Origin of the sequence: Stenotrophomonas sp. DR822, from assembly GCF_019793815.1 — a bacterium.
GTDB classification, from domain to species: domain Bacteria; phylum Pseudomonadota; class Gammaproteobacteria; order Xanthomonadales; family Xanthomonadaceae; genus Stenotrophomonas; species Stenotrophomonas indicatrix.
Window position 1 is genome coordinate 1,945,748 of sequence record NZ_CP081826.1, and the last position, 16,235, is coordinate 1,961,982.

Here is a 16,235-nt window from a genome sequence, read left to right on the forward strand (position 1 = left end):
AACCGCGCGCGATCAGTTTCCCTGCAATCCCCGCACCAGGAGCCGTAATGAGTACCCCGTCCAAATTGTCCCAGCTGCGCGAACTGTCCGTGGTCGTTGCCGATACCGGTGACTACGAGGCGATCAAGCGCCTGCAGCCGGTGGACTGCACCACCAACCCAACCCTGGTGAAGAAGGCGCTGGACCTGCCGGTCTATGCGGAACTGATCGAACGCGAACTGGCCTGGGGCCGCCAGCAGGGCGGCGACCGCGAGGCCGTGGTGCACGCCGTGGCCGACCGCCTGACCATCGGCGTCGGTGCGCTGCTGAGCACGCTGGTACCGGGCCGCGTCTCCACCGAAGTGGATGCCGACCAGGCCCACGACACCGCCGCGACCGTGGCCAAGGCCCGCCAGTTCATCCAGATGTACGCCGATGCCGGCGTGCCGCGCGAGAAGATCCTGATCAAGATCGCTGCGACCTGGGAAGGCGTGGAAGCCGCGCGCGTGCTGCAGGCCGAAGGCATCGACTGCAACCTGACCCTGATCTTCAACCCCACCCAGGCGCTGGCCTGCAGCGAAGCCGGTGCGTTCCTGATCTCGCCGTTCGTCGGCCGCATCCTGGACTGGTACGTGGCCAACGGCCAGACCCCGGCGAACATCGACGAGGACCCGGGCGTGGTGTTCGTGCGTGGGGTGTATGCCGAATTCAAGCGCCGCGGTTCGCCGACCGTGGTGATGGGCGCCTCGTTCCGTTCGACCGCGCAGATCGAAGCGCTGGCCGGCTGCGACCGCCTGACCATTTCGCCGGACCTGCTGGAGAAGCTCGACGCCGACCACGGCGCGCTGCCGCGCAAGCTGGTGGCCGGTGCCGCTGAAGCGGTGCAGGTGACGCCGATCGACGCGGCGAAGTTCGCGGCAGACCTGGCCGCCGATCCGATGGCGACCGAGAAGCTGGCGACCGGTATCGATGCGTTTGCCAAGGATCTGGAAGCGCTGCGCGAGCGCATTCGCTCGGAACTGTGATTCCAGCCAACGGCTGAGCCCCTCGTGGCGGGGGGCTGGGTCGCGAAGAGCGGGTCATGCGTTTGGCAGGGTGGGTAGGCCGTGCAGGGGACGCTGCAAGTACGTCCATGTAAGCTCGGTCGCCGCATCCATGCGGCTCACGCCCCTGCACGGCCTACCCACCCTGCCTTCGACAGTTTCCTGCGGCCGCCCGCCACGGAAGAAAGAAAAGAAGAGCAGAAGCGGGTCGCGCGCTGCGCTTGCTCACAAGCAAACAAACAAAAAGGACGCGGCGAAAGCCGCGTCCTTTTTGTTTTCCATCAGTTCGTCAGTAAACCAATGCTCTTGCCCACCTTCACGGGAAACGGTCGGGGGCGGGGCGGTGTGGGCTTGCAGGACCGTTGGCGCCATGGGCCCGAGGCATGCCTCGGGCGGGTTGGGCAGGACGCCCAACCCCGGTCTTGCCGTGTGCGCAGGACAGCGCAAACGAGCAAGGCGCCATCGAGCCCCCATGGGTGAGGGCGCTTTGCTTGCGAAGCACTGCTTCGCAAGCGCCCGAACGCACAGCCGCCAGCGGCTGGGCCGGACCCCGGAGGGGGGGGCACGGCGTGTCCTGCCAACCCACACCGCCCCGCCCAACCCACAGAAACCCAGAGCCGCTTTGGCTTTGGCTTTGGCTTCTGCCCGCCGCAGGCGGACCACCGCCCGTCAGCGCGGCACCTCCACATCCAACCCGATCGGGCAGCTCACGCCGGTACCGCCAATGCCGCAGTAGCCGTTCGGGTTCTTGGCCAGGTACTGCTGGTGATAGTCCTCGGCGTAGTAGTACGCCGGTGCCGGATACACGATCTCGGTGGTGATCGGGCCATAGCCCGCTGCAGCCAGCTGCGCCTGGTAGGCCTCGCCACTGGCCAGCGCCGCGGCGTACTGGGCCTCGTCGGTGGCGTGGATCGCCGAACGATACTGGGTGCCGGTGTCGTTGCCCTGGCGCATGCCCTGGGTCGGGTCGTGGCTTTCCCAGAACAGCTGCAGCAGCCGCTCCAGGCTGACAACCGCCGGGTCGAACACCACCTGCACCACTTCGGTGTGGCCGGTCAGGCCCGAGCAGACCTCTTCATAGGTGGGGTTCGGGGTGATTCCACCGGCATAGCCCACCGAGGTGCTGTACACCCCCGGCTCGCTCCAGAACTTGCGCTCGGCACCCCAGAAGCAGCCCAGCGCGAAGCGGATCTGCTGCAGGCCGGCGAAACGGTCCTTCAGCGGATGGCTGTTCACGAAGTGCTGGTTGCTGTGCAGCGGCAGTGGCTGGTCGCGGCCCGGCAAAGCCTCTTCCGGGCGCGGCAGGCGCTGCTTGAAGGCCCCGATGCCGAGGATGCCCTGTCCGATTCCCAACATGATGCGCTCCTACGCCGGAAGCCCGGCAATGTCGTCGGCGTCTGAAATGGGGGCGTCCGCGGCGTGGCCCAAGTCCAGCGCCGCCACGATGTCTTCGGCCTGTGGCCGCGCGGCGTCGGGGATACCGACCCGCAGCACGCCGAACAGCGGCAGCTCGCCCATGCCGCCCAGCAGCGACTCGCCGAACACGAACGCCGGGATGCCGGCGTCTTCCAGCGCGTGCTTGACCAGGTGGGCGTCGAACAGATTGTCGGCCTTGTACACGATGTGCATGCGGCAGCTCCGTGGGACAGGATTCCAGCATACGCCCGGGGGCTGAATGGTGCCGCTGCGCTCGCCGGGCATGGCCCGGCGCTACCGGTGCGGGATGGTAGCGCCGGGCCATGCCCGGCCAGCGTAGCGGCACCCCGGGCAGCCCTTCCCGGTAAGCGGTAGACTGGCAATCTTTCTGCCTTTCTTTCGCCGACTCATGTCAGAGCACACCCCCGCCAGCCCCGAGACCCCCGCCGACAGCCACGAGAAGCGCGATTTCATCCGCCAGATCGTGCGCGAGGACCTGGCCAGCGGTAAGCACCAGGCGATCAAGACCCGCTTCCCGCCCGAGCCGAACGGCTACCTGCACATCGGTCACGCCAAGTCGATCTGCCTGAACTTCGGCGTCGCCGGCGAGTTCGGCGGCGTCTGCAACCTGCGTTTCGACGACACCAACCCGGCCAAGGAAGACCCGGAGTACGTGGCCGCGATCCAGGACGACGTGCGCTGGCTGGGCTTTGAGTGGAACGAGCTGCGCCATGCGTCGGATTACTTCGACGCCTATTACCTGGCCGCCGAGAAGCTGATCGCCGACGGCAAGGCCTACGTCTGTGACCTGTCGGCCGAGGAAGTGCGCGCCTACCGCGGCACCCTGACCGAACCGGGCCGGCCCTCGCCGTGGCGCGACCGCAGCGTCGAGGAAAACCTGGACCTGTTCCGCCGCATGCGCGCCGGTGAATTCCCCGATGGCGCGCGCACCGTGCGCGCCAAGATCGACATGGCCAGCGGCAACATCAACCTGCGTGATCCGGCCCTGTACCGCATCAAGCACGTCGAACACCAGAACACCGGCAACGCCTGGCCGATCTACCCGATGTACGACTTCGCCCATGCACTGGGCGATTCGATCGAAGGCATCACCCACTCGCTGTGCACGCTGGAGTTCGAAGACCACCGCCCGCTGTACGACTGGTGCGTGGACAACGTCGACTTCGCCCACGATGACGCGCTGACCCAGCCGCTGGTCGACGCCGGCCTGCCGCGCGAAGCGGCCAAGCCGCGCCAGATCGAGTTCTCGCGCTTGAACATCAACTACACGGTGATGAGCAAGCGCAAGCTGATGGCCCTGGTCACCGAGCAGCTGGTGGACGGCTGGGAAGACCCGCGCATGCCGACCCTGCAGGGCCTGCGTCGCCGCGGCTACACGCCGGCGGCAATGCGCCTGTTCGCCGAGCGCGTGGGCATCAGCAAGCAGAATTCGCTGATCGATTTCAGCGTGCTGGAAGGCGCGTTGCGCGAAAACCTGGACAGCGCCGCGCCGCGCCGCATGGCCGTGGTCGACCCGGTCAAGCTGGTGCTGACCAACCTGGCCGACGGCCACGAAGAGCAGCTGACCTTCAGCAACCACCCGAAGGACGAAAGCTTCGGTACCCGCGAAGTGCCGTTCGCACGTGAAGTGTGGATCGACCGCGAGGACTTTGCCGAAGTGCCGCCGAAGGGCTGGAAGCGCCTGGTTCCCGGTGGCGAAGTGCGCCTGCGCGGCGCCGGCATCATCCGCTGCGATGAAGTGATCAAGGATGCCGACGGCACCATCACCGAACTGCGCGGCTGGCTGGATCCGGAGTCGCGTCCGGGCATGGAAGGCGCCAACCGCAAGGTCAAGGGCACCATCCACTGGGTCAGCGCGGTGCACGGCGTGCCGGCCGAGATCCGCCTGTATGACCGCCTGTTCTCGGTGCCGAACCCGGACGATGAATCGGAAGGCAAGACCTACCGCGATTACCTCAATCCGGAATCACGTCGCACCGTCATCGGCTATGTCGAGCCGGCAGCTGCCACCGCGGCGCCGGAACAGTCGTTCCAGTTCGAGCGCACCGGCTACTTCGTTGCCGACCGCCGCGACCACACCGCAGCCAAGCCGGTGTTCAACCGCAGCGTGACCCTGCGCGACACCTGGTCGGCCTGAGCACCTGCGCGGGCGCCGCACAGGCGCCCGCGTCATCCCGGCGAATGCCCCATCCCGTTAAGCCGCATCGCCGACCAGCGGACGCGGCCCGGCCGTGCTGCGCACGTGGCACGCACTGCCGCTGTGCAGCGGATACCGCCATCATCGTCCGTTCTTTCCTACCCATCAGGCCCTGCCATGTCCGCTGCCCCGAGTGCACTTCTGCCGCTGCTGCAACAGGTCCTGCTGGGCCGTGACATCGCCTGCACCGTCGAGGACGACGGACTGCTGCTCGACAGTGGCCTGCACCTGACACCGCACGGTGTCGCCAGCAACGAACGCGACAACGGCGGCTGGCAGACCTCCACCGTCATCGAGACCCGTCACGCGGGCTTGTTCGCCGATGGCCTGTTCGAGTACCAGCACGCCAATGGCGCAACCGAACAGGAATCCCTGCAGTCCGGCTTCGACACCTGGGTGCGGGTGGATCTGGCGACCCTGCAGGCCGCCATCGGCGCTGAAGACGCACCGGATCTGCCGATGATGGGCCTGACCTACCCGACCAACGAAGACGGCCGGGAACACGAGCGCACCGTGGTGCTGGGACCGCTGGCCCATTACCGCGCCCGCGAACTGGACGACGCTGCTGCATGCAGCGAAGACGACCACGGCTCCTGCCCCTGCTGCCTGTTCACCAGGAGCATCGACGCCTTCGACGACCTGCTGAAGGCCAATCACTTCCTGGCCATCCGCCTGTTCGCGTCGCGCGACGAGCAGGGCCAGTGCGAAGCCGACTGCCGGGTCAACGGCCATGACTTCGCCCCTGCCCTGCCGCTGCTGCGCGCCTATGCCGCGCGCTGGCCGCAGGCGGGGCTGGAGTTCCGCAAGCAGTACGTGGTGATCCGCACCGGCTCACCCTCAGCGGCCTGAATCCAGCGCGCACGCCCGGTACATGCCACTGCCGCTACACTGCGCGCCGACATCTGTTGCACCTGTTCCTTTAACTCCCAACGAGGCACCCCCGCGATGCTGTACGCGCAAGTCCACCTGACCCTTCCCGCCTGGATCCACGACCAGATCGACCTGGATCGTCGATATCCGGGCGACGAGGCCAAGGTCGCGCTGGCGATCGAGCTGTCGCGGCTGAACGTAGACCACGCCAGTGGCGGCCCGTTCGGCGCCGTGGTGTTCGGGCCGGATGACAAGGTGATCGCTGCCGGCGTGAACCGGGTGATGCCGCACTCGACCTCGCTGGCGCACGCCGAAAACATGGCCTACATGCTCGCCCAGCAGCGCCTGCAGACCCCGCGTCTGAACGCGGTGCTGTCGCCGATCACCCTGGCCACCAGCTCGCAGCCGTGCTGCCAGTGCTACGGCGCCACCGTGTGGGCCGGCATCGACCGCCTGCTGATCGGCGCCAGTTCGACCGACGTGGAAGAACTGACCCCGTTCGATGAAGGCCCGCTGCCGGCCGACTGGGTGGGCGAGCTCAACAAGCGCGGCATCGACGTGGTGCAGGGCTTGAACCGCGATGCGGCGCGCAGCGTGCTGCGTGCCTATGGGGAAAGCGATGGCGCCCGTTACTGAGGCCGGCATCGGCCTGCTGTGCCTGTGCCGGCAGGGCTTCGAGCCCGAGCTGGCCGGCGAACTGCAGTTCCGCGCAGGCGCCGCCGGTTTTGCCGGTTACGCCCGTACCCAGCGCAATGATGGCTACGTGCTCTTCATGTGCGACGAAGCCGCGGCGCTTGCACCGCAACTGCCGTGGCGCGAGCTGATCTTCGCCCGCCAGAAGCTGGTGGTGCTGGCCGAGCTGCCGCAGCTGGACCCGGCCGACCGCATCACGCCGATGCTGGACGTGCTGGCCGATGCGCCGCGTTTCGGTGATCTGTGGGTGGAGCATCCCGATTCGGACGCCGGCAAACCGCTGTCCGGGCTCGCGCGTGCCTTCGGCAATGCCCTGCGCCCGGCGCTGCGCAAGGCCGGCAAACTCAGCGACAAACCCAACGCACGCCTGCCGCGCCTGCACGTGGTGTTTGTCGATGGCACCCACGCCTTCATCTGCTTGGCCAACCCGGACGACAGCGCACCCTGGGCGTTGGGCATTCCCCGCTTGAAGCTGCTGCCCGACGCACCCTCGCGCTCGGCATTGAAGCTGGACGAGGCACTGCTGACCCTGCTGGCCCCGGAAGAACGCGAAGCGCTGGTTCGCCCGGGCATGCGCGCGGCCGATCTGGGCGCGGCACCCGGCGGCTGGACGTGGGTACTGACCCGCCAGCACATGCATGTGCTGAGCATCGACAACGGCCCGCTGCGCCAGCACGTGCTGGACACCGGCCTGGTCGAACACCTGCGCGCCGATGGTTTCCATTGGCATCCGGAGCAGCCGCTGGACTGGATGGTCTGCGATATGGTCGAGCAGCCGCGTCGCGTCGCCGAACGCATGGCCACCTGGTTCCGCGAGGGCTGGTGCAGGCACGCGATCTTCAACCTGAAGCTGCCGATGAAGAAGCGCTGGGACGAGACGCGCCTGTGCCTGGACCTGTTCCAGGAGCAAGCCGGCAAGCCGCTGGTGGTACGTGCCAAGCAGCTGTACCACGACCGTGAGGAAATCACGGTGCTGGCGTCGCCGCTGCGCTGATGAACACCCTGCGCATATCCCTGCTGCTGTGTACCGCGGTGCTGGCATCGCCGGCACTGGCACAGCCGGCGCGCCCGCAACCGGCACAGAGCGCTCCGCTGCGCGATGACAGTGGCGTGGTCCGCCAGCAGTCACTGTCGGCCGGGCGCGTGACCGGCAGCGTCGACATCGTGGTACCGCTGGGCGAAACCCCGGTAACGGTGCGTTCGCTGGCGCCGGCCAGCGTGGTCGGCCAGTACCGCATCCATTTCGCCGAGCTGGACGTGAACGCTGATGGTTTCATCAGCCGTGACGAAGCACTGGCCAATCCGGCGCTTTCCGATGAGTTCAACGCCTTGGACAGCAAGCGCCGCAGCAAGCTGGACCGCGCTGACCTTGCCGGCTGGCTGATCGATTGACCCGATTCCGGTAGCGCCGGGCCATACCCGGTGGGATCGGTGAACCGCGCTGCGCGCTCGCCGGGCATGGCCCGGCGCTACCGGCGGATGACCGCGCGGCGCCGTCGGTCACACCCCTGCGGCGCGCTTCCAGAAGGCCTGCACCAGCGGCGGCCACTTGCCTGCGCAGCCCAGCGCGCGGCCACGCGCCAGGGTCAGGTGCATCTCGTCGTTGGAGAACAGCCGGTTGATCGCGTCGAAGCTGTAGGCGGCGATCTGGTTGTCGCTGCGACGCTCACGCGCCCAGCGCTGCACGCGCTGCGGCGACAACCGGGGTTGCCCACGCCGTTCGGCCGATGGCGCCAGCCAGTGCTGCAGGGCGGCGACATCGCGCAGACCAAGGTTGACGCCCTGCCCGGCCAGCGGATGCACCACGTGGGCGGCATCGCCCAGCGCCAGCACGCGACCGGCCACGTAGTGGCGGGCCAGCTGCCGGCGCAGCGGGAACGCCGCGCGCGGCGAGGCCAGCCTCAGCTCACCCAGACGCGCGGCGAAAGCGCGGGTCAGTTCACGATTGAATGCGTCTTCGTCCAGGGCCAGTACGCGTGCGGCCTCTTCGTCAGGCAACGTCCAGACGATGGAACTGCGGCGCTCGCCCACCGGCAACAGCGCCAGCGGACCGGTCGGCAGGAAGCGCTGCCAGGCCGTGGCCTGGTTGGGCAGCTCGCTGTCCACATAGGCGACTACACCGCGCTGCTGGTAATCGTGGCGCTCGACCTCGATCCCGGCCAGTCCGCGCAGGGTCGATTCAGCGCCATCGGCAGCCACCGCCAGTGCGGCTTCGATGCGACGACCATCATCCAGGCGCAGGCGCACAGCGTGCTCGTCCTGTTCAAGCGCTTCCACGCGCGCCGGGCAATGCAGCTCCACGCCAGCTGCCGGCAGCGCCGCCCACAGGCGATCCTGCAGCAAGCCGTTCTCGACGATGAAACCCAGCTCGCGACGGCCGAAGCGATCGGCGTCGAACAGCAGGTCGTCGCCACCGGCCGCGTCCCACACCTGCATGCGCCGGTATGGCCAGGCGCGTGCCTGCACGATCGTCGGCCACACACCGAGACGCTCAAGCAACTGCACGTTGTCGGCGGCGAAGGCGAACACCCGCAGATCCGGCTGTGCGGCCTGCCATGGTGCCGGTTCACGCCCTTCCACCAGCGTTACGGCAAGGCCGGCATCGGCCAGCGCCAGCGCACAGGCGGCGCCGACCACACCGCCGCCGACGATGGCCACGTCCAGGCGTGCGCGCCGGTTCATGCGGCTTCTCCACGGCACAGGCGCGGCACATCGCCACGGAAGCCCATCGCACCACCAACCAGCATCGACTGCACCGAGGCGCGCTGTGCGGCCATCAGGCCCAGGCTGCGCAGGGGGCGCAGCAGCGGCGCCGGATTGCTGGTCAGCCGGGCAAGGCCGCCGGAGAACGCCACCGTCTGCCGTCGATCTTCTTCGCGGCGGTCCACGTAGGATCGCAGCAGTGCATCGCTGCCGGCATCGCCCTCCACTTCCAGCAGCTCGGCCAACGTCAATGCATCACGCAGGCCGAGGTTGAAACCCTGCGCACCCAGCGGGTGGATGGTCTGCGCGGCGTTGCCCAGCAGCACCGTGCGCTCCCCCACCAGCGCGCGCGCCAGCACCTGGATCAGCGGATAGGCACTGCGCGGGCCGGAGTCGAGCAGGCGGCCGGCACGCCAGCCGATGGCCTGCTGCAGGCGCTGCAGCCAGGCGGTGTCGTCCAGCGCCATCACCGCCTCGGCCTGGTGACGGGCGACGCCGTGCACGGTGCCGAAATGACGGTCGCCACGGGGCAGCAACGCCGTCGGGCCGGTATCGGTGAAACGCTCCCAGGCGGTGCCATCGGGCGCGCGCTGGCTGCGCACGCGGGCCACGAACAGCGTCTGCTGGAAGTCGTGGCGATCAACGTCGATGCCCAACGCATCGCGCACGCCGCTGCTGGTGCCGTCGGCACCGACCACCAGCCGCGCCAGCAGCACCCGCTCGCCACTGTCATCGGCCACCCGCACCTGGCGGTAGCCGTCAATCACTTCGCCCAGGCCAAGGAAACGCATCGGCCGGTAGCGGCGCAGTCGCGACAACTCCTGCAGCCGGCTTTCCAGCGCCTGGCCGAAATCACGCGCCACCACCACCTGGCCGAACCAGGGCCGGTCGTACGCTGCGGCATCGAGCTGCACACGGCCGAAATCGCCGGCGCGGCTGACATGGATGCGGCGGATGGGGCCCGGGGCCATCGTCAGCTTCTGCATGACCCCCAGCGCGGTCAGCGCGTTGATCGTGGCTGCGGCAAAACTGAGGTTGCGCTGGTCGAACACCGCCGGCAGTTCCCCGGCCGGGCTGGCTTCGAGCAGGCCCACGTCGCGGCCCAGGCGGTCCAGGGCGATGGCCAGGCTGGCACCCACCAGACCGCCACCGACGATCAGCACGTCATGTCGTTCACTCATGGGCGCATGATACGCGCTCGCCGCGCCGGCATGCCCCACGCCGCCCCGCCTGCGCCAAGCGCCGCGCCGGGCTAGAATGAAACCTGAATCCGCTCCGGCCCGCCGCCATGTCCGACTCCGCCCCCCGCGCCTTCGTCCTGTCAGTGCTCGTGCTGTTGCTGGCGGCGACCCGCGTCAATCACTTCGCGGCAATCCCGGATGCCTCCTGGGCGGTGTTCTTCATCGGCGGCTTCTACCTCGCCCGCTGGACCCGCTGGGCGTTCCCGCTGCTGATGGTGTTCGCGGTGCTGGTCGACTGGATCGTGATCCGCAGCAGCGGCCTCGATTTCTGGCAACACTACTGCGTGTCGCCGGGCTACTGGCTGCTGTTGCCGGCCTACTTCGCCATGTGGGCCGGCGGCATGCTGCTGGGCCGCAACTACCGCAGCGCGCACTGGTCGGTGCTGGGCAAGGGTGCCTTGCTGCTGGTGGCGTCGGTGGCGCTGTGCCATCTGCTGGCGCAGGGCGGTTTCTACTGGACCAGCCAGAACGTGGCCGAGCCGACCGTGGCCGGCTGGGCACAGAACTACGCCCAGTGGTTCGGCCCCTACCTGCGCACCACCGCGATCTACGTGGCCCTGGCCGCCGCACTGCAGCTGGCCGTGGAGCAGGTGCTCAAGCTCCTGCAGGCCCGCCGCGACATCCACCACTGAGCCACGCCATGGGTCATCGCCTCTCGCGCATCTACACCCGCACCGGCGACGACGGCAGCACCGGCCTGGGTGACGGCAGCCGGGTCGGCAAGGATGACCTGCGTGTTGCGTCCTACGGCACCGTCGATGAAGCCAACGCCACGCTCGGCCTGCTGTTGGCCGTGCCGCTGCCGGAGGACGTCCGCGCACTGGTGGTGCACCTGCAGCACCAGCTGTTCGATCTGGGCGCCGAACTGTGCATTCCCGGCCATGCCGCCATCCACGCCGCTGATGTGTCGGCGCTGGAACAGCAGCTGGACCACTACAACGCCGACCTGCCGATGCTGAAGGAGTTCATCCTGCCGGCCGGTGGCGAGGCCGCCGCGCGCTGCCACCTCGCGCGCACCGTCGTCCGCCGCGCCGAGCGCGACACGGTCGCCCTGGCCCGCGTGGAACCGGTTCGCAGCGAGGCGCTGCAGTACCTCAACCGGCTGTCAGACCTGCTGTTCGTGCTGGCCCGGGTGCTGGCACGAGCCGATGGCCACGGCGAAGCGCTGTGGCAGCCACAGCATCGCCAGCGCTGAGCATCATGCTGGTCTTCACCCATCCCGCCTGCCTGCTGCACGACCCGGGCCCCGGCCATCCTGAATGCCCGCAACGCCTGCAGGTGGTGCTCGACGCGCTGCACCAGGCCTTCCCCGGGCAGCTGGACTGGCGCGAAGCGCCGCCGGCCAAGTTCGGTGACCTGACCCGGGTCCACGACAGCGCGCTGCTCGACCTGGTGCTGCAACCGCAGACCGCACCGCTGCGCCAGCTGGACATGGACACCTGGACCTCGCCGGGCTCGGCCAGCGCCGCGGTGCACGCCGCCGGCGCAGGCGTGGCAGCCGTCGATGCGGTGATGCTGGGTCAGGATCCGCTGGCTTTCTGCGCGGTGCGCCCGCCGGGCCACCATGCCACCAGCAGCACCGCGATGGGCTTCTGCCTGCTCAACAACATCGCCATCGCCGCTGCCCACGCCCGCGACCGGCACGGCCTGGAACGGATCGCGGTGGTCGACTTCGACGTACACCACGGCAACGGCACCCAGGACATCTTCCAGCACGACGCGCGTGTGTCCTACTACAGCACCCACCAGGCCGGGCTGTTCCCCGAGTCCGGCCTGCGCCGTGACCGCGGTGCCGGCAACCTGATGAACATCCTGCTGCCGCCCGGCAGTGGCGGCTTCCGCTTCCGCAACGTCTGGGCCGACGAGATGCTGCCGGCGATCGACGACTTCCGTCCCCAGCTGCTGCTGATCTCGGCAGGCTTCGACGCGCACCTGCGCGACCCGCAGGCCGACCTGATGCTGGAGACCGACGATTTCGCCTGGATCACCCGCGAACTGCACGCGCTGGCGCGCCGCCATGCCGCTGGCCGGGTCGTGTCGATGCTGGAGGGAGGATACGACCTGCAGGCCCTGGCCGAGTGCAGCGTGGCCCACCTGCAGGCCCTGATGGCGACGCCTTCCGGCGGCGGGCCTGGATGAACCCGAACCGGCAGTCCGGGGAGGCCTTCATTGCCCCTATGCAAGGGATGGGGCAAGCTACCGTCCGTTTTCGCCCGAATCCGAACCGCGTGCGCCGAGCCCTCCGCCTGCTTCCCCTGCCCCTGAGCATCGCCGTCTGCCTTCCGGCATGGGCTGATGACAAGCCGCTCAACTGGGGCCTTTGCCCGGCCACCGACGTGATCCCTGCGTTCACCGACGCGCCGACCCCGGTGCCCGGCCAGGACAAGGCTGCCGCCACCGCTGCGCGCGAACAGCAGCCCACCGACATCGAGGGTGACCAGCTGCTGGGCACCACCACCGTGCCGCAGTACCAGGGCAACGTGGCGCTGCGCCGGGGCGACCAGTTCGTAGGCACCGACAAGCTCAGCTTCGATACCGAAAGCGGCAACTATGTCGCCGACGGCAACGTGCGCTACCAGGATGCCTCGATCCGGATGGTCGCCAAGCGCGCCGAGGGCAACCAGGAAAGCGACACCCACAAGATCACCGACATCCAGTACCAGCTGGTGTCCCGCCGCGGCAACGGTGAAGCCGAATCGGTCGACCTGCAGGGCGCGGTCGGGCAGATGCACCGCTCCACCTACACCACCTGCGACCCGTCGCAGCCGGTGTGGAAGCTGACCGCCCCGGAAATCGAAGTCGACAACGACGAAGGCTTCGGCACCGCCCGCAACGCGGTGCTGCGGATCGGCAAGGTGCCGGTGCTGTGGGCGCCCTACTTCAAGTTCCCGATCGATGACCGGCGCAAGACCGGCCTGCTGTTCCCGCAGCTGGGGATGTCCGGCCGCAACGGTTTCGATTACGCACAGCCGATCTACTTCAACCTGGCGCCGAACTACGACGACACGTTGACCCCGCGTTACATGAGCCAACGCGGCCTGATGCTCGACAACGAGTTCCGCTACCTCTACAACGGCGGCCGCGGCGAACTGCTGACCGCGTTCATGCCCAACGACAAGCTGCGCGACCGCGACCGCGGCCGGGTGATGTTCGGCGGCTACCACAACCTCGACGACCACTGGCAGGCCCGCGCCAACCTGGCCTGGGTCAGCGACGAGCGCTACGTGGAAGACTTCGCCAACCGCCTGGTGGGGGTCACCGCGTCGAACCTGCAGAGCACCATCGGCCTGTACGGCACCGGCAAGAACTGGACGGCCGGCATCATGGCCGACCGCTGGCAGCTGACCGACTACACGCTCGACGAGCGCGCGCTGGCCTACAACCGCCAGCCGCGCCTGTACTTCAACTGGGACAAGCCGCTGCTGCCGTGGCTGGAGACCGGTGTCTACGCCGAGGCCGTGCGCTTCACCCACGACGACGTCAACTTCAAGTACGACGCCAGCGCCGGTGAAGACCTGCAGTACACCCGCAACGGCAGCCGGCAGACCCAGGGCATCGGCGTCAGCGGCGGCTCGCGACTGGACCTGAAACCGTACGTGTCGTTCCCGATCAGCGGCGCGGCCTGGTATGTCACGCCCACGCTGGCTTACCGCTATACCGGTTACCAGTTGGACCGCGGTCTGGTCGACGGCGTGAACGGCATCCAGGCTCAGATCCTGCGCTCGCAGGGCATCGACCCGGCCACCGCCACCGCCGAGCAGCTGCGCGGCAACACCTCGCCCAGCCGCAGCCTGCCGATCGCCAGTCTCGATGCCGGCCTGTTCTTCGATCGCGAGACGAAGATCGGTGGCAAGTCGTTCCTGCAGACCCTGGAGCCGCGCCTGTTCTACCTGCGCACGCCCTACCGCGACCAGGACGAGCTGCCGATCTTCGATACCCGCGACTTCACCTTCAGCTGGGGCCAGCTGTTCCGCGATTCGCGCTATACCGGCGCCGATCGCCAGAACGACGCCAACCAGCTGACCGTGGCCCTGAGCACCCGCTTCATCGACCAGACCACCGGCAAGGAACGCTTCTCGGCCTCCATCGGCCAGATCCAGTACTTCGACGAGTCGCGGGTGAGCGTGGTCCCCGGTGGCGCGCCGGTGGAAAAGGGCAAGTCGGCGTGGATCGCCGACGGCAACTACATGATCAACGACCGCTGGACCCTGGGCGCCACCTATCAGTGGGACCCCAAGTACAAGCGCGAGGATCTGGCCAGCGTGCGTGCCCGCTACCTGATGTCCAACGACGGCGTGGTCAACCTGACCTACCGCTACCGCATCAATTCCGGCGCCCCGGCCACGGCCAACAAGCATGACCGCACCCTGCTGGAACAGGCCGACCTGTCGTTCCTGTACCCGCTGAACGAGCGCTGGAGCCTGGTTGGTCGCTATTACTACTCGCTGCAGGACAAGGAACCGCTGGAGATCATCGGTGGCGTACAGTGGGACAGCTGCTGCCTGGCCGTGCGCGCCGTGGCCCGCCGCTACGTACGCAACCGCGAAGGCGAAATGAACAACTCCATCCAGCTCGAGTTCGTGCTCAAGGGCTTGAGCTCCCTCGGCCAGGACACGGACCGCACTTTGCGCCGTGCTATCCTCGGCTACAACCGCGACGACCTCTATCTCGTGCCGCCCAGCAACACCGGAGCGACCCGCGATGACTACGATCCGAATCAGATCCCATGACCAAGAGCTTCCCCGTTCTCCTCGCATCGCTTCTGGCGGTGTCCAGCGTGTCCGCCCCCCTGCAGGTTCTTGCGCAGGAGGCCCAGCCGTTGGACCGCATCGCTGCTGTCGTCGATGAGGACGTGATCCTGCAGAGCGAGCTCCAGCGTGCGATCGCCAACATCAAGGCGCAGTACGCCGGCCGCGAGGCCCAGCTGCCGCCCGATGACGTGCTCAGCCGCCAGGTGCTCGAGCGCCTGGTGCTGGTCAAGCTGCAGGTGGCCCGTGCCCAGGGCAGCGGCATCCGTGTCAGCGACCAGGAACTGACCCAGGCGATGAATGCCATCGCCCAGCAGAACGGCTCGACCCTGGATGCCCTGCGCCAGCGCCTGGCCAGTGACGGTATCGATTTCAACGATTTCCGCGCTTCGGTGCGTGACGAGATCACCGTGCAGCGCCTGCGCCAGAGCTTCGCGCAGAGCCGCATCAGCGTCAGCGAAGGCGAGGTCGATGCTGCCCTGAAGCAGCAGGCCGATGCTGGCAACCAGTTCCACCTCGCACACATCCTGGTCGCCCTGCCCGACGGTGCCAGCGCCGAGCAGATCGCCACCGGCCAGAAGAAGGCTGATGGCGTGAAGGCCCTGCTGGACAAGGGCGAACTGGACTTCAATGCGGCGGCCGTGCGCTATTCCGACAGCCCCAATGCGCTGGAAGGCGGCGACCTCGGCTGGCGCACCCTGGATGAAATCCCGGCCGCGTTCGCACAGACGATGCAGCAGATGAAGCCCGGCGAAGTGGTCGGCCCGATCCGTGGCCCGAGCGGCTTCCAGCTGCTGAAGCTGGTGGAAGTGCGTGACGCCAGCGCAGCGGCAGGCACCCACACGGTCACCGAGTACCACGGCCGCCACATCCTGGTGCGCGTGGACGATGCCCAGTCCGACGCGGCGGCCAAGGCCAAGATCGACACCCTGCGTGCGCGTATCGCCGGCGGTGCTGACTTCCAGCAGGTGGCCAAGGAATCGTCCGAGGACACCAACAGCAAGGGCCAGGGCGGCGATCTGGGCTGGTTCCCGGCCGACGCGTTCGGCCCGGCCTTCGGCCAGCAGGTGGCAGGCATCCAGGACGGCGGCGTAAGCCAGCCGTTCCGCACCGATGCGGGCTGGCACATCGTGCAGCGCGTGGGCACCCGCCAGACCGACGTCGGCAGTGACAACCAGCGCGCACAGGTCCGCGAGACCATCGGTCGCCGCAAGCTGGAAGACGAGTACAACCGCTTCCTGCAGGAGCTGCGTGGCGAAGCCTACGTCAGCTTCCGCAGCGGTGACCGGGCGGAAAATACCGCCACGCCTCCGCAGTCCTGAGC

The 16,235-nt window shown here is 68.1% G+C and carries 15 protein-coding genes; 11 read left to right on the forward strand and 4 right to left on the reverse strand.

Going from position 1 to position 16,235, the window contains the following annotated elements:
* Nucleotides 1–47 precede the first annotated feature (47 nt).
* The gene (locus K5K93_RS09095) at nucleotides 48–1,004 is read left to right on the forward strand and encodes a transaldolase (RefSeq protein WP_222390639.1); all 957 of its coding nucleotides are present in this window, start codon (nucleotides 48–50) and stop codon (nucleotides 1,002–1,004) included.
* A 687-nt stretch (nucleotides 1,005–1,691) separates the two neighbouring features.
* On the opposite strand, the gene msrA is transcribed toward K5K93_RS09095, so the two are convergent.
* Both msrA and K5K93_RS09105 read right to left on the reverse strand, forming a co-directional pair.
* Nucleotides 1,692–2,357: a peptide-methionine (S)-S-oxide reductase MsrA gene (msrA, locus tag K5K93_RS09100; RefSeq protein WP_177177029.1), complete on the reverse strand. Its 666-nt coding sequence runs from the start codon at nucleotides 2,355–2,357 to the stop codon at nucleotides 1,692–1,694.
* Nucleotides 2,358–2,387: 30 nt separating this feature from the next.
* Nucleotides 2,388–2,651: a DUF2007 domain-containing protein gene (locus K5K93_RS09105; protein ID WP_093818957.1), complete on the reverse strand. Its 264-nt coding sequence runs from the start codon at nucleotides 2,649–2,651 to the stop codon at nucleotides 2,388–2,390.
* 196 nt (nucleotides 2,652–2,847) lie between these two features.
* Here K5K93_RS09105 and K5K93_RS09110 point away from each other — a divergent pair, with 196 nt between their 5' ends.
* The 5 genes from K5K93_RS09110 (at nucleotide 2,848) to K5K93_RS09130 (ending at nucleotide 7,611) form a co-directional block, all read left to right on the forward strand.
* Nucleotides 2,848–4,596 carry a glutamine--tRNA ligase/YqeY domain fusion protein gene (locus K5K93_RS09110; protein ID WP_222390640.1) on the forward strand — a complete coding sequence of 583 codons (1,749 nt, stop codon included), beginning with the start codon at nucleotides 2,848–2,850 and terminating at the stop codon, nucleotides 4,594–4,596.
* A 177-nt stretch (nucleotides 4,597–4,773) separates the two neighbouring features.
* A complete protein-coding gene (locus tag K5K93_RS09115) occupies nucleotides 4,774–5,505 on the forward strand; it encodes a DUF6348 family protein (RefSeq protein WP_222390641.1) in 732 nt (243 codons plus the stop codon).
* 96 nt (nucleotides 5,506–5,601) lie between these two features.
* Nucleotides 5,602–6,162: a nucleoside deaminase gene (locus K5K93_RS09120; RefSeq protein ID WP_222390643.1), complete on the forward strand. Its 561-nt coding sequence runs from the start codon at nucleotides 5,602–5,604 to the stop codon at nucleotides 6,160–6,162.
* Complete coding sequence (rlmM, locus tag K5K93_RS09125) at nucleotides 6,146–7,213, forward strand: 23S rRNA (cytidine(2498)-2'-O)-methyltransferase RlmM (protein WP_222390650.1); 1,068 nt, start codon at nucleotides 6,146–6,148, stop codon at nucleotides 7,211–7,213. The genes K5K93_RS09120 and rlmM overlap by 17 nt, the downstream gene beginning before the upstream one ends.
* Nucleotides 7,213–7,611 carry an EF-hand domain-containing protein gene (locus tag K5K93_RS09130; RefSeq protein WP_222390653.1) on the forward strand — a complete coding sequence of 133 codons (399 nt, stop codon included), beginning with the start codon at nucleotides 7,213–7,215 and terminating at the stop codon, nucleotides 7,609–7,611. The genes rlmM and K5K93_RS09130 overlap by 1 nt, the downstream gene beginning before the upstream one ends.
* Nucleotides 7,612–7,719: 108 nt before the next feature.
* Here K5K93_RS09130 and K5K93_RS09135 read toward each other — a convergent pair whose 3' ends face one another.
* Both K5K93_RS09135 and ubiH read right to left on the reverse strand, forming a co-directional pair.
* Entirely contained in the window at nucleotides 7,720–8,901 is a 1,182-nt protein-coding gene (locus K5K93_RS09135) for a UbiH/UbiF family hydroxylase (protein WP_222390656.1), read from the reverse strand.
* Entirely contained in the window at nucleotides 8,898–10,103 is a 1,206-nt protein-coding gene (gene ubiH, locus K5K93_RS09140; protein ID WP_222390658.1) for a 2-octaprenyl-6-methoxyphenyl hydroxylase, read from the reverse strand. The genes K5K93_RS09135 and ubiH overlap by 4 nt, the downstream gene beginning before the upstream one ends.
* 107 nt (nucleotides 10,104–10,210) lie before the next feature.
* Between ubiH and K5K93_RS09145 the strand changes: the two genes are divergently transcribed.
* The 5 genes from K5K93_RS09145 (at nucleotide 10,211) to K5K93_RS09165 (ending at nucleotide 16,233) form a co-directional block, all read left to right on the forward strand.
* On the forward strand, nucleotides 10,211–10,795 hold the full coding sequence (locus K5K93_RS09145; protein ID WP_140226242.1) for a hypothetical protein: 585 nt from the start codon (nucleotides 10,211–10,213) through the stop codon (nucleotides 10,793–10,795).
* An 8-nt stretch (nucleotides 10,796–10,803) separates the two neighbouring features.
* A complete protein-coding gene (locus K5K93_RS09150) occupies nucleotides 10,804–11,358 on the forward strand; it encodes a cob(I)yrinic acid a,c-diamide adenosyltransferase (protein WP_025877925.1) in 555 nt (184 codons plus the stop codon).
* A 5-nt stretch (nucleotides 11,359–11,363) separates the two neighbouring features.
* Complete coding sequence (locus K5K93_RS09155) at nucleotides 11,364–12,302, forward strand: histone deacetylase family protein (RefSeq protein ID WP_222391031.1); 939 nt, start codon at nucleotides 11,364–11,366, stop codon at nucleotides 12,300–12,302.
* 89 nt (nucleotides 12,303–12,391) lie between these two features.
* On the forward strand, nucleotides 12,392–14,893 hold the full coding sequence (gene lptD, locus K5K93_RS09160; RefSeq protein WP_261311954.1) for an LPS-assembly protein LptD: 2,502 nt from the start codon (nucleotides 12,392–12,394) through the stop codon (nucleotides 14,891–14,893).
* Nucleotides 14,890–16,233 carry a peptidylprolyl isomerase gene (locus K5K93_RS09165; RefSeq protein WP_032974943.1) on the forward strand — a complete coding sequence of 448 codons (1,344 nt, stop codon included), beginning with the start codon at nucleotides 14,890–14,892 and terminating at the stop codon, nucleotides 16,231–16,233. The genes lptD and K5K93_RS09165 overlap by 4 nt, the downstream gene beginning before the upstream one ends.
* The last annotated feature ends 2 nt before the right edge of the window (nucleotides 16,234–16,235 follow it).

Excerpts from the sequence above, each read along its gene's own strand:
- K5K93_RS09095 (WP_222390639.1), top strand. The coding sequence starts at position 48 with ATGAGTACCCCGTCCAAATTGTCCCAGCTGCGCGAACTGTCCGTGGTC.
- K5K93_RS09105 (WP_093818957.1), bottom strand. The coding sequence starts at position 2,651 with ATGCACATCGTGTACAAGGCCGACAATCTGTTCGACGCCCACCTGGTC.
- K5K93_RS09110 (WP_222390640.1), top strand. The coding sequence starts at position 2,848 with ATGTCAGAGCACACCCCCGCCAGCCCCGAGACCCCCGCCGACAGCCAC.
- K5K93_RS09115 (WP_222390641.1), top strand. The coding sequence starts at position 4,774 with ATGTCCGCTGCCCCGAGTGCACTTCTGCCGCTGCTGCAACAGGTCCTG.
- K5K93_RS09120 (WP_222390643.1), top strand. The coding sequence starts at position 5,602 with ATGCTGTACGCGCAAGTCCACCTGACCCTTCCCGCCTGGATCCACGAC.
- rlmM (WP_222390650.1), top strand. The coding sequence starts at position 6,146 with ATGGCGCCCGTTACTGAGGCCGGCATCGGCCTGCTGTGCCTGTGCCGG.
- K5K93_RS09130 (WP_222390653.1), top strand. The coding sequence starts at position 7,213 with ATGAACACCCTGCGCATATCCCTGCTGCTGTGTACCGCGGTGCTGGCA.
- K5K93_RS09135 (WP_222390656.1), bottom strand. The coding sequence starts at position 8,901 with ATGAACCGGCGCGCACGCCTGGACGTGGCCATCGTCGGCGGCGGTGTG.
- ubiH (WP_222390658.1), bottom strand. The coding sequence starts at position 10,103 with ATGAGTGAACGACATGACGTGCTGATCGTCGGTGGCGGTCTGGTGGGT.
- K5K93_RS09145 (WP_140226242.1), top strand. The coding sequence starts at position 10,211 with ATGTCCGACTCCGCCCCCCGCGCCTTCGTCCTGTCAGTGCTCGTGCTG.
- K5K93_RS09150 (WP_025877925.1), top strand. The coding sequence starts at position 10,804 with ATGGGTCATCGCCTCTCGCGCATCTACACCCGCACCGGCGACGACGGC.
- K5K93_RS09155 (WP_222391031.1), top strand. The coding sequence starts at position 11,364 with ATGCTGGTCTTCACCCATCCCGCCTGCCTGCTGCACGACCCGGGCCCC.
- K5K93_RS09165 (WP_032974943.1), top strand. The coding sequence starts at position 14,890 with ATGACCAAGAGCTTCCCCGTTCTCCTCGCATCGCTTCTGGCGGTGTCC.